Source organism: Aquimarina algicola, assembly GCF_006443095.1.
Taxonomy (GTDB): Bacteria; Bacteroidota; Bacteroidia; order Flavobacteriales; family Flavobacteriaceae; genus Aquimarina; species Aquimarina algicola.
Genome location: NZ_VFWZ01000005.1, coordinates 455827 through 469009 on the forward strand (window position 1 = coordinate 455827; position 13183 = coordinate 469009).

Below are 13183 nucleotides of genomic sequence, written 5' to 3' on the forward strand. Positions count from 1 at the left end.
CTTTTGCTAAGTGTTGTTGTACTTATAAATTATGGAGATTTTAAAAGTTAGAAGTTAATACGTATAAAGTTAGAAGTAAATACGAAATAAAAAGTAAATCGTACTTTTTGTCCCATAATCCGTACTTCTCAATTGTACTCATTATTAGTAATTCAGTACCAATTAAATTACAAATCTCTCTTTTTGAGTAATGCATAGGATAGATATACAAATATGATAGTCCAAATGATAACGATTAGAATTTGATACCAATGTATTGAATAATCTTTATCAAACCCTTCTCCTAATTGATTAGCTGCCGACTGTATAAAATTCAACCTTGAAAAAGGTTCACTAATAAGGTTATCCATTGATTCTAATGGAAAAAACTGAGATACTTTCTCTGCTACATCCGTTCCTTTGAAAATTTGAAATTTTAATAGGGCATATACAATATTCTCAAATAACCACCATATAAATAGAAAACCTAATGCAAAGGCAGATCTTTTTACAAAAACTCCTAAGAACATGCAGAACGAAAAGAAACCGGTGAGTTTTATAAAATATGCTAATATATATTCTAAATCAGTAGTGATAATTCCAAATTCATTATAATCAGAAAAACTTAATCCTAAAATCATTGAAACGATAGACAAAAATAGAGTAGAGGCTAAAGCAAATACAATAACGATTATAAATTTTGATCCTATGAATTCTTTTTTGCTTAAGCCATCAATAAGGTTTTGTTTTAATGTTCGATAACTATATTCGTTTGCCATCATAGAAACAATCACAATGGCTAAAAATAGTTTGGCAAGTGCTGCTATATATGTATTAAAATGCCAGATATACGGAAAGTTAAAGATTCCTTGATCTGCGATTCTGAACCGTGCTCCCAAAAAATTAAATTCTATGGATGCAATTAATGCTATAAAAGTGAATAATATAAAGTAAGTGATTGTAATTACTTTGGCTGCTTTATTATAACGTAATTTCTGAAATTCTATATTGAGTAATCTAAGCATGATTCTATTTTTGGTTACCGGTTAGTTGTAAGAATTGTTCTTCGAGGCTTTCTTTTCTTTTTACGAGGTGAGTAAGTACAACTCCTTCTTTAAATAATTGTTGGTTTAAACTTTCTGCATCCAGTTCGTGTGCTAAAAATGCAATAATTTTATCCTCTTCTTCCTTATAATTTTTGAACTTTTGATTTTCAGAAAGCCATTTTTTTAATATAGAATTTTGATTACTTTTTAATTCAAAAAAACCATGACTGGCATTCATTTCATCTACCCTCCCGGCATATAATTTTACTCCTTGTCTTATGATAACGACATGGCTACACACTTTTTCAACTTCGTCAAGTAGATGAGATGCAAGTAATATAGTAGTGCCTCGAGCAGCAATTTTTTTTATGATCTCTCTAATTTGATGAATCCCTTGTGGGTCAAGACCGTTAGTAGGCTCGTCCAGGATAAGGATTTCAGGATCATTGAGTAGGGCAGAAGCAATTGCTAATCGTTGTTTCATTCCTAATGAAAAGGTTCTGAATTTACTGTCTTTACGATCTAATAATCCTACAAGTTCTAGTTTTTCATCGATTTTTGCACCAGAAACTCCTTTGATTTGGCAAACCAATTTCAAGTTTTGTGAGGCGGTCATGTATGGATAAAAATTAGGGCGTTCAATAATGGCTCCAACTTTTTTCAACGCTTCGTGAGTAGAGGTGTTGCCATCAAACCAGGTAAAATCTCCAGAGGTTTTATTCACTACATTTAATACGATCCCAAGAGTTGTAGATTTTCCACTTCCGTTTGGACCCAGAATTCCGTAGACATTTCCTTTTTTTATCGTAAAGGATAAGTTTTTGACTGCTGTAAGAGCACCAAACTTTTTTGTGAGGTTATTAATCGTAAGAATGTTTTCCAATTGCAATTGTTTTTGGTTGTTATATTATACAAGACGATAGTCTCCATTTTTTGTTACAAACTATTTATTTCCTATAGTTAAGAATTTGAAAGATAGTAGAATAAATTTTAAATACACGAATAAAAATAAGTTTGTTGCATTTGAATACTGATGATCTCAAAAGACATAATGCTCTTCTTTTTAATTTAGGGATTAGAATTTGTAACTTGCTATACATAAAGCATGATGTATGGAAGAAAAATTAATGTCAAAAAAGAAACCGACGTATCCTATTAATGATCAGTTAGATGCTTACTTGAAGGAGTGTAATAGAAAAATAAAAATACCGGTTTCGTATGATGATTTACTTAGATTCTCAGGATCTATAGTGGTATATGATAGTAATGACGAAGATACATTGTGGGTACGAGTTTATTATGAAGAACATGAACGGCCAGAGATAGAATCCAGTCTAAAAAAAGTATATACAATATTACATTCTGACGGTAATGAGGATGCTATAGAGTTTTTGAATATAGATGCTATCGATTATTGCACCTTTGGAAATTCTAAACCTTTTAGAATCAAAGTCAGAAATATCCTGAATGATAACTACACCTATATTTATGTGAAAAAAGCAGATGCTTCCAGAATTTATGGTTTAGAATTAGAGCACATGTTTTCTCCGAACAGGATTAATTTTTTGGTATATAAAAATACATTGATAGAAGAACATATTGCAGGAATTCCTGGTGACGTATTTATCAAAGATTTTTTACCTGATTTAAGTGACCAAGCCAAATCACAGATTGCAAAAGAGTTTGTGAAGTTTAATGAACGTTGCCAGATGAGATTGTTGGGGGATATGCGTTCATATAATTATGTGATTATTCCTATACATGATTTTGACCATGTAGAATATAAAATTAGAGCTATTGATTTTGATCAGCAGTGTTATGAAGGCAAACTAAAAGTATATCAACCTCAGTTTTTTAAAGAGAATTTTGATATGGTTGCTATTGTGATGAAGAAACTACAGCCTAATTCGATTGAACAATACAAAAAAGAAGAGCGATCCATTTTGGCAAAACGAATTCTCAATTCTAGATCGAGATATGAAACATTGATTAATTGTATGTGTCGAGATCGTATTTCTACCACAAAGAATCTAAAAGAACTAAGAGAACATTTATATAATTTTACATTGGACCTTAATTTTAGACGCAGCGAATCTATGGGAGAAGTATTGAAAACAGCAATGGATTTTGTGCGAAGAAATTATGAAAATGTAAATATGAAACGTTTAATGGAAGGGTGATTTGATTTTAGTCATTACAAACAAAATCTAGAGGATGACTATTTCTTTCAGAAAAATATGGAAGCTACTGCAACTGCATACAGAATTTGGGGAATGAAAAAGGTTGTCAAATACAAACGTACAAGTTTGATATGGGGTTTAATTCTGATTTCAAAACAAATTTACCAGAAAACTAGTAACAAATTGGATTTAGATAAATAAAAAATTGGAGGTGAAGCCTCCAATTTTTTATAATACTCATAAACTAGTTTTATAGTTTTTTATAAACAAATTCTTTGACTTGCTCATTAGAATTACTGTCGTTAAATGTATATACAAGCTTAATGGTGTTATTATCTTCTAATATAAGTCTGATTCCAGGGATATTTTTTAGAACTACGGTTTTTTCGTCTTTTACAACATATTCTAGATTACTCGTTTTGATAAATTGACATTCGGCATTAGTATCAAAAACCACTATATCACTTCCTTTAGTAACTTCTGCTTCAATATTTTCTGGTAAAGGATAACTCATACCTATATTATAATTTAACAAATCTCTTCTTGTAAATGTTTTCTTATGTTGGATAAATTCAAAAGCATTTTGGAGTTTAAACTCTATTGTATTTTTTTGAAAGCAATCTTGGTTGGATTCAATTTTCCACTTTCCTAATATATTTTTAATTACTTCTGTTCCATCAAAAGTATTATTCTCTTCATTATTATCATCTGTTTCTGATTCATCTGTTTCAAGATCATTTGTTTCTTCTGCTGATGATTCCTCTAGTTCTGTATTGTCACTTCTGATAAAAATATCGATTTGATCTTTTTCCTCATTATCATCGGTAATTTTGGAAGTAATTTGTAAGGTGTTGTCAATTAACTTGATTTCAGAAGTAGAGTTAAAAAAAGTAACACTATTTAACCCAATAACGGTATAGGTTCCGGATTGAATACTGGTTTGAGAACAAAGATTTGTAGAATTATTTCCTAGTTTTAAAAAAGTTAATTCATAAGTGTCATCTTGAGTAAAAGTAGCTATTGAATTTTTTAAACATTCAAACTCAGATGGTGAAATATTTTTATTGTCAATAGTACTGCTTATTAACTTCCACTCTCCAACTAATCTTTCTTTGGTAGTTATTGTTTCTTGAGAAGTTTGGTCGTTGCCTTCTGAAACAGAGTTGTCATCAGAATTACAAGAGGAAAGTATTGAAATAAACAAGATAAATAAAAGTGATTTAAAGGCTTTAATACGTGTCATTTTTATTGATTTTAATTTTTATCAACCGCTATATCATTTAATGAGGCTGAAAATAAATACTTTAAAAGTAAACCCATTTACTATATATAAAACGATCTTGTTACTTTAGACCCTACCACAACAATTCTTAAAAATTTATTTTATTGATCATTTAAAAATGATTCAATTCTTTCCTAATAAATACGGTTACAAATTAGCTTTAAATTTTACTTTTGAAGTGATTCAATTTTTAGTAGGCCTGTAGTAACAAAATGTGAAAATAATAACCTGATTCATAGCAAATCTTATATGCTACAGATTTTCTTCTGAATTTGTTATGTCGGTTTTTTACGCAATTATTTTTACATAAAATGATAAATATACCTTTATTGGGGTTGCTGTATTTAATTTAGTTGATTTTCCGAGAAAGGTCACCAAAATCTATTTTGGTATTCATTGTAAACAGTAATTGTAACATTTTAGTTGTTTTCTGAAAGGAAATCAGATTAAAACATATATGGATTACAGTGTTATTATGTATAATCTTGAAACAATGATTTTATCTATTTTTAATGAGTTTAGTCTTTCTGTTCTTTATTAAAATAGACAAGATAGTAATACATTTGCTTTTCTTCGTCCCAACCTTTTTCTACGAATTTTTCGGCAGACTCCGGATTGATAAAATCCATTTTGATTTGCACATTAGTATCAAGACTAATTACATTTTTTATTTTTTTGCGAGCAGCTGTCACAGCTCCATTTGCAATAGGAAAATTAGTAAGATCTTCTATTTGATATTTAGGAGCTTTTTCTTCTTTATAATGTTTAAATTCGGGAATTAAATCAGGATTATCAATTACATCGTTTAGAAAAGCCGTTTCTTCAAATTCATCATTTTTGGCAAAGTGATTTACAGCACGGTTCATAAACATCACTTCCTCTTTCTTGTCTTCTGCAGGCAGAACCACGTCTTTTGCAAAGTCCTGACAGAACTTCATGTATTTTTTGGTATAAAAATTTTCGTCAGCAAAAGCTTCAACACCTAAAAAATGTTCCAACCAATATTTAGTATCATATTTATTAGAATCTACAGAGAGCACTTTGTAACCTTCTTCTTTTTTATGATTAAAGACTAAACATCCTTTATCTAATTTGTTGAGGTTGATTCCTTGTTGTACTAAGAGTTCCAAAATAGTTCCATTTTCTTCAAATTGAAGAAAGTCATGCTTTAATTCAGATTTGAATATCCCGATAGCATCTACTTTTTCATTATCTATGGTTACGTTATCCAGATAAGTCACATACACTTCTCCACTTTTGATATGTGGGTGTTGTGATTGTTCATATAATAATGAAGCAATTCGTTTTGATTTTTCATGTATAGAAGCCGGATGATCAAAAATTTCGGTAACAATTTTATACAGAGGATTAAATTCTACATCTACCTCGTTTGCAAACTGAAAGTAATTTTCTTCTTTTTCTCTAAAGGGCTTAAAGAAAAATTCTTTTAATAATGCTGTAAGTTCATCATTAAGTGTATATGGAGCGTCTGATAAAAATATGTTTTCATTTCTACTCTTATTACCGATTTTATGAACAGATAATGATTCTATCTGAGTGCTGTATAAATTGATCATGATTTTTTTGTTTCAAAAGCTGTTAAATAACTAATTTGTAGGTGTTAGTAAAGGTTAGGCTTCTAGTGATTTATCTTAATTCCAGTTTTCATTAAATCCAAGATCGTCATATTCATCAAGACCCATGAAGTCATCATTTGGATCTTTGGAATAGTCGTCTAAGTCATCTGCTTTAAATTCTTTATTTGGAGCTTCATCCGGTAATTGCCCATGCACGTACATCACATTTGGATATTCTCTGCCATTTTCATAGTCTGCTATTTCTGCAAGCTCAACAAGAAATGTCCACATATTTAAAAAGTCATATACATAAATGAGCTTTGGAGATGCTTCATGCACAACATCATTTAATCTTGTTTCTGTCATGAGTCTAACAGGTTGACTGCCATCACTCATATCAAACAAAGAAATTTCTTCGCCTTGATTCCACTGATCATCACTTATGTAAAATGAGGCCATCTCAGTGCCATCAAAACCGAAAGATTGTGTAATCACATTATGAAACTGCTCTAAAGTAGCTTCTTGTTCTATCTCTATATCTCTAAATACGTCTTCTTCTGTATCTAAAATGATTCTAAAACGGTAAATCATATATGGTATTTTTGTAAGAGCAAAGTTACTATAAAATCGATTGTTATTTGCTAAAACGGTGTAGCGAAAATGTCATTGCTCCCAAAAGGATGAATGCTACAACCTGATGTAATACTCCTAAGGTAATGGGAACTCGATAAATTAAAGTGAAAATCCCTAATAAAAACTGAATAAAAACTATAGTAATAAGAATATTCAGAGAGTTCAATTGTAATGCATTAGTAACTAATTTTCGACCTTTGTACCAGATAAAAATGATGACTCCGACTACTATATAGGCAAGGTATCTATGTACAAATTGTACACCACTTTTACCTTCAATAAAATTTTTGATTATCGGGGATTGCTCGATGTATACAGATTCGTGTACGAGAGCTCCGTCATTCATCAATGGCCAATGATTATGTAAAAAACCGGCATCTAATCCCGCTACAAACGCACCATAAATAATTTGAAAAATTAATATCACAATCCCCCATCGCATAAGATTTCTAAATTTGATATTCACTTGATGTCTATTTGGATATATTAAATCTAAAGCTACCCAAAATGTATAAGCAAAGGTGATAAATGCGGTAGTGAGATGCATCGCTAACCGATAGTGACTTACATCTGGTCTGTCAACTAATCCACTTTTTACCATAAACCAACCTAGAAAGCCTTGAAAGCTACCCATGAACATAAGAATGATGCATTTTTTGATTGTCTCTTTGGTGAGTTGTTTTCTAATCAAAAAATAAATAAAGGGAATGATGAATACAATACCGATAAACCGTCCTATTACTCGATGTATCCACTCCCAGAAATAAATATCTTTAAAATCTTCTAAGGTAAACTGATTATTTATTTTTTGGTATTCGGGATATTGTTTATACAGATCAAAAGCTTCATTCCATTCTTGCTCATTCATAGGAGGAATGGTTCCTGATATGAGTTTGTAATTGGAAATTGATAAACCCGAATGCGTTAGCCTTGTAATTCCACCGACAATAACCATTATAAAAATAAGCGCACAACCTGTAAGCAGCCAATAGACCACTTTTTTATTATCCTTTTTCATACAATTTTTATTTAAATGTAAATACTAACTCAAAAAATCGTACACTAACGAATTTTTAAGTTTTGATCAGCAATTTTTCTTTTTTTGGTGTTACTATACTGTATTAAAGTAGCATAATTTTTTAGCTTATTTATGTTCGAAGTTTGAATCCGACAAATGCTTTAACTATAATACATTAGTTATTTTTTAATCCTAATTCTTTTCCTTTTTTTATCATAAAATCGTAAGCAGCTTCGTGTTCGTTTGGGATTTCTCCTTCTAAAATAGCCTCTTTTATTGCTTCTTTAATGATTCCGATTTCTCTAGAAGGCTGAATATTAAAAGTATTCATGATTTCTTCTCCCGTTACAGGAGGCTGAAAGTTGCGAATTTTGTCTCTTTCTTCTACTTCGACCATTTTTTGTCTAACAATTTTAAAATTGTTATGATATTTTTTAAAGCGCTTTGGATTTTTTGTAGTAATATCGGCTTCGCATAGTGTCATTAACTCTTCAATAAAATCTCCTGCATCAAACACTAATCTTCGTACTGCTGAGTCTGTAACGTCTGATGCTATGACAATAGGGCGGGAACTCATGAGTACCATTTTTTGAACAAATTTCATTTTTTCGTTCAAAGGCATCTTTAAGCGTTTAAAAAGTTTAAAAACCATTTTAGAGCCTACAAACTCGTGTCCATGAAAGGTCCAACCTACTTTTTTACTAAAACGTTTGGTTGGTGCTTTTCCAATATCATGCAATAAGGCTGCCCATCTGAGCCATAGATCGTCTGTGTTTTCAGCAATATTATCTACCACTTCTAGAGTGTGATAGAAGTTATCTTTATGTCTTTGCCCTTCGACTTCATCAATACCTTTTAATGCGATCAGTTCGGGCAATATATGTTGTAATAAGTCGGTTGTTTCTAAAAGTTTGAATCCAATAGATGGTGTATCGCTTAGTAGAATTTTATGAAGTTCTTCTACGATTCGTTCTTTGGTGATAATCTTAATACGATCTCGATGTTCTGCAATAGCTTTTAGGGATGAAGTTTCTATTTTAAATCCTAATTGCGTGGCAAATCGTATCGCTCTCATCATTCTCAAAGGATCATCAGAATATGTGATACCAGGAGACAGAGGAGTTTTTATAATTTTTGATTTGAGATCTTCTAGACCATTAAAAGGGTCTAACAAATTACCAAGAGTATCTTCTGACAGAGAAAGTGCTAAAGCATTGATCGTAAAATCTCTTCTGTTTTGATCATCTTCTAGTGTTCCATTTTCTACAATGGGGTTTCTACTATCTCTGGTATATGATTCTTTACGAGCTCCTACAAATTCTACTTCGATAGTTTCTGTCTTAAGCATTGCTGTGCCATAGGTTTTAAATACCTGCACTTTTGGATTATTGGGAAGAAGTCTTGAAACTTCTTTGGCAAGCTCGATACCACTGCCTACGGCAACGATATCAATGTCTTTTGCGTTTCCTCTATTTAAAATATGATCTCTTACGAAGCCACCAATTACATAACACTCCAGTTGAAGATTCTGAGATGCTTTTGTTATGGTTTTAAAAATGGGGTGTTGTAGTGCTTCTTTGTAATTTTTTGCTTCAGACATGTATTGATTTACTTCCTTATAATCTTAACGGTACTATCTGATCCAATCTTAATTATTGATGATGGTTTTGTACCTTTATTATATGAATGCAAATTTACGACATAGTCTACGCCTTCCAAAATGGGTTGCGTAATTTCTTTAAAGTTTTTTGGGGTTGGCATTCCACTAATATTTGCAGAAGTTGAAACTATTGGTCTTTTGAATTTTCTGATAAGTTTTCCACAAAAAGGGTCTCTGGCAACTCGTATTCCTAATGTATTATCTTCGGCTATTATATTTTCTGCAACCCTTAGTGGCCTATCGTAGATAATAGTAGTTGGTTTATTGGCGTATTTCAAAATATCATAAGCAACCTCAGGAACTTCTTCTACATACTGTTGAAGCATTTTAAAATCACTTACCAGACATATCATCGATTTGCTTTCGTGACGTTTTTTGAGTTGAAATATTTTGTCAATCGCATCTGCATTAGTAGCATCACAACCGATGCCCCAAACAGTATCTGTAGGATAAAGGATAATTCCTCCTTTTTTTAGTACATCCAGTGTTTTATTGATTTCTACATCTTCATTAGGCATATGATTCCTTTTTTTTATTCTTTAAATGTTGACTGTCTAAAACAAAGTTTTCAAATAACTTTTTCATTTTTGAGCCCCAAATATCCCAATTTAATTCCTTTTCAAATTGATTTCGAGAAGAAATTGATAATTTTTTAAGAGTTTCTACATTGTTTAGAAGATAACTTATTTTTTCGGCATATTCTTCGGCTTCGGCATCTTTAGGCAATGCATACCCATTTACTCCTTGTTCAATAACAGAAGTGACACCACCTGTATCGGTTGTAATTACCGGCATTCCATATGCATTTGCTTCACAAAAAACTATTGGTGTGCAATCTGCCCGTGTAGGAACAAATAAAATATGGCTCTCGGATAATAATTGATTAAAAACGGTGCGATCCTCTTTTTTATTTTTATTCAAAAAAGGAATTACAGTCATTTTAGGGTGTTTCTCAGGGGGAGTACACCCGCATACAGTAAGATGAAAATTATGATGTTTCTTTTCTAATTTTTTGATTGTATCCAAAACAATATCACCTCCTTTTCTTTCCCAATCTACACCTAGAAAAAGAATATTGATGTTACCATTATAATCTTTGACAATATCTTGTTTTGGAGGAGGAGCGTCAATATTAGCACCAAATTTTATTACGATAGGCTTTTTTGCTTTATAGTATTCTTTGGCATAATTTGCAGCCCAATCTGACGAAAAAACCTGTACATGTGAGTTGTCTATAGATCTTTGTTCTATAAGGTTAGCTTCTTCAATTGATTTTTGAGAAATTCCTGAAAAAGAGCCATAATATCCTTTTATTTGATTAAAAGTAGTATCAGATAGATAGCATATAGGAATGTCGGTTTCTAAATAGGCTATTTCTACACATCCAACAGGAGCAAAAAGCACATCAATATTTTTTCCTTTTATGCGTTTACTTATAATATTTGCATAATATTTACTTCTCAGTTTGCAATGTGCTTTATTGTACTTTTTTTTATATAAGATTTTATTTCCAAAATTTTTCAGTTTAAGAAAAAAGCTTAGCGAAAAATGTAATCGAAGAGGTGCTATAATTTCGATATTATCAAATTCCTTTTCTAAAGCACAAAGCATTCTATAGTGAGTACCCGACCAAGATCTTCTGTCTTTAGGGTTTTTAGAAGATAAATAACCTACGGTTATATTTTCTTTTTTCATTAATTGGGGTATTTGTTGCAAAAATATGTTAAAGTTATTTAAATATAACGTAGTGATCAAAAAAAATTATGTAAAGGCTTTTTTTTGACCTTTATTTAATAAAAGATTAATTTTTACAATTGTAGAATGTTAATGATTAGTGTTATTTTTTAAATATTCTTTTAAGGAATGAAGTTTTTGGTTCCTCTATGTCATACATATATTCTGTTATAACTTCGCTAAATAATTGGGCAACAAAATTAAATGATATTTGGTCATTGATACCACATTCTTTGATATGTTTATGCCATGTTTCTTGTATCTGCATAGTGTCTGGATGATTCATGTTATAAAGTAAATACCCACATTGAAAATGATTATGATGTTCGGCAGATAACCCTTGTGATACATTTTTCTCAATATACTTGAGATAACTTTCTTTGTCAATTATATATCTTTCTTGATACATAGACTCTTTAAATTCTCCATTGATGTTGTTTACAAAAGGATGCCTATGGAGCATCATGGCAATTTTTGAATCCCAATTTTTTATTGTCTGTATAGTTCCTTTTGTATTTATATTAAATTTATTATCGAACCATACAACATAATCATATGATTTTTGGATGAATTTTTGAGGGTATAATTTTAATGGTTTACATGCTGTCGTAAACACATATTGTTTTGTGATTTTGTCAGCGTTTTTTATGTTTTTAAAGGTTTTGACTAAATCTTCTGATGGAGCATAGAATAATTTTTCTATTGTGTTGTCAATAAATATGGGAGTCCAGTTCGTTAATTTGAGTCTGTTGTATACCCATTTATTATTTGTGATAAAATAGCCGTCATAATGAGGTGGTTTTTTAGGAATAGGCGCGCTAAATTTTAATCCAACATAACCAGTAACAAATGCAATCTTTGGAGAATTATTTGGGCTATTCATTTTGTGTTTTTATTTTGATAGATCATTGATTTAATAAAAGTATAATAGTACGTTTTGTTATCTGTCTTTAAGTTTTACAATCGAATGTTTATATAGTTTCCGACTGTAATTGATTAATCTTTTGTCTTTGTTTTAAAGATTTAGATATAGGCGCACCTCCTAAAAGAATGAAGAAGAGTTTCCAGTATTTTGGTTTTATAATAGAGGTAAAGAAATATCTAAAAATATAATAGAATAGCAATATTTTATGTTGAAACCATCCATAATGTTTACGAATGTAATATAACAGAGATAGTTTTTGCTCTATCTTTATTAAAATATTTTTTGAAGTACTTGCACCTTTATAATGTATATATTCTAATTCAGGAATCAAATAAGTGTATTTTTTCTTTTCTTTTAAGAGTCTTCTACAAACATCCGATTCTTCGTAATACAAAAATAAATTTGTGTCAAAACCTCCAATTTGATTAAAATCTTTTGCGTCTATAAACATAAACGACCCTTGAATGTAATGTACTTTTGTAGGGGTGTCATAACGTTTTTTTCTATCTAAATATGTTTTAGGGAATAAAAATTCTAAAAGAGGTCGTCGTAGTATCTCTCTCTGTATAGAAGAAAAATGATCAATAGTCACTCTAAAATTTTTGTCTTCATCCAACATTTGAGGAGAACATACTGCTACATCTGGATGATTTTCCATAAAAGATTTTAATTCATAAAGACAATTATCACTTACTTGCAATGTGTCGTTATTTATAAAAGCATAATATTTGCAGGCTTCGCAATACTGAACACCAAGCATGTTTCCTGCTCCGAATCCGATATTTTGTTTACTTCTAACCAGTCTAACTTGACCATTTAAATCATTTATATGACGTTTCAGATTTTTGAAATCATTAATTTCTGAAGCATTGTCTACAACAACAATTTCTATAGAAAGTTGTTTTGTTGAATTTTTAAGTATAGAGTCAATACAATCAATTGTATATTTTGAAGTGTTGAAGTTAATAATAATACAACTTACATCTACCATATTGTTTGATTATTAGGGTCCAGTGTTGAGATTCGCAACAATTTTTTATCTAGTTATTTTTGCGAAACATCAATTTTTAAAATTACGTATAGTAAAAGAATTAAATCCTAGATTTTCTTTATTTTACTATAATTAATAATGTTGCAAAGTAACGGATT

12 protein-coding genes are annotated in these 13183 nt (G+C 30.5%); 1 reads left to right on the forward strand and 11 read right to left on the reverse strand.

Annotation, left to right across the window (positions count from 1 at the left end; translation table 11 throughout):
* Positions 1 to 167 precede the first annotated feature (167 nt).
* On the reverse strand, positions 168 to 1004 hold the full coding sequence (locus FHK87_RS17740; protein ID WP_140595105.1) for an ABC transporter permease: 837 nt from the start codon (positions 1002 to 1004) through the stop codon (positions 168 to 170).
* A gap of 4 nt (positions 1005 to 1008) precedes the next feature.
* Positions 1009 to 1908, reverse strand: coding sequence for an ABC transporter ATP-binding protein (locus tag FHK87_RS17745; protein WP_140595106.1), 900 nt, complete (start codon positions 1906 to 1908; stop codon positions 1009 to 1011).
* A gap of 229 nt (positions 1909 to 2137) precedes the next feature.
* On the opposite strand from FHK87_RS17745, the gene FHK87_RS17750 reads away from it, so the two are divergent.
* A complete protein-coding gene (locus FHK87_RS17750) occupies positions 2138 to 3205 on the forward strand; it encodes a hypothetical protein (protein WP_140595107.1) in 1068 nt (355 codons plus the stop codon).
* 250 nt (positions 3206 to 3455) lie between these two features.
* Here the strand turns inward: FHK87_RS17750 and FHK87_RS17755 are convergent, their stop codons facing one another.
* From FHK87_RS17755 to FHK87_RS17795, 9 genes are all read right to left on the reverse strand, one after another.
* Positions 3456 to 4448 carry a hypothetical protein gene (locus FHK87_RS17755; RefSeq protein ID WP_140595108.1) on the reverse strand — a complete coding sequence of 331 codons (993 nt, stop codon included), beginning with the start codon at positions 4446 to 4448 and terminating at the stop codon, positions 3456 to 3458.
* Between the two features lie 557 nt (positions 4449 to 5005).
* Positions 5006 to 6064 (reverse strand): nucleoid-associated protein, encoded by a 1059-nt coding sequence (locus FHK87_RS17760; protein WP_140595109.1) that lies wholly within the window; start codon positions 6062 to 6064, stop codon positions 5006 to 5008.
* Positions 6065 to 6139: 75 nt separating this feature from the next.
* Positions 6140 to 6655: a plasmid pRiA4b ORF-3 family protein gene (locus FHK87_RS17765; protein ID WP_140595110.1), complete on the reverse strand. Its 516-nt coding sequence runs from the start codon at positions 6653 to 6655 to the stop codon at positions 6140 to 6142.
* A 43-nt stretch (positions 6656 to 6698) separates the two neighbouring features.
* A complete protein-coding gene (locus FHK87_RS17770) occupies positions 6699 to 7715 on the reverse strand; it encodes a COX15/CtaA family protein (RefSeq protein ID WP_140595111.1) in 1017 nt (338 codons plus the stop codon).
* 175 nt (positions 7716 to 7890) lie between these two features.
* On the reverse strand, positions 7891 to 9315 hold the full coding sequence (locus FHK87_RS17775; protein WP_140595112.1) for a CCA tRNA nucleotidyltransferase: 1425 nt from the start codon (positions 9313 to 9315) through the stop codon (positions 7891 to 7893).
* An 8-nt stretch (positions 9316 to 9323) separates the two neighbouring features.
* Positions 9324 to 9893 (reverse strand): L-threonylcarbamoyladenylate synthase, encoded by a 570-nt coding sequence (locus FHK87_RS17780; RefSeq protein ID WP_140595113.1) that lies wholly within the window; start codon positions 9891 to 9893, stop codon positions 9324 to 9326.
* Positions 9886 to 11070 (reverse strand): glycosyltransferase family 4 protein, encoded by a 1185-nt coding sequence (locus FHK87_RS17785; RefSeq protein WP_140595114.1) that lies wholly within the window; start codon positions 11068 to 11070, stop codon positions 9886 to 9888. Before FHK87_RS17785 ends, FHK87_RS17780 begins: the two co-directional genes overlap by 8 nt.
* Before the next feature lie 142 nt (positions 11071 to 11212).
* Entirely contained in the window at positions 11213 to 11992 is a 780-nt protein-coding gene (locus tag FHK87_RS17790) for a hypothetical protein (RefSeq protein WP_140595115.1), read from the reverse strand.
* Positions 11993 to 12080: 88 nt separating this feature from the next.
* Positions 12081 to 13025: a glycosyltransferase family 2 protein gene (locus tag FHK87_RS17795; protein ID WP_140595116.1), complete on the reverse strand. Its 945-nt coding sequence runs from the start codon at positions 13023 to 13025 to the stop codon at positions 12081 to 12083.
* Between the last annotated feature and the right edge of the window lie 158 nt (positions 13026 to 13183).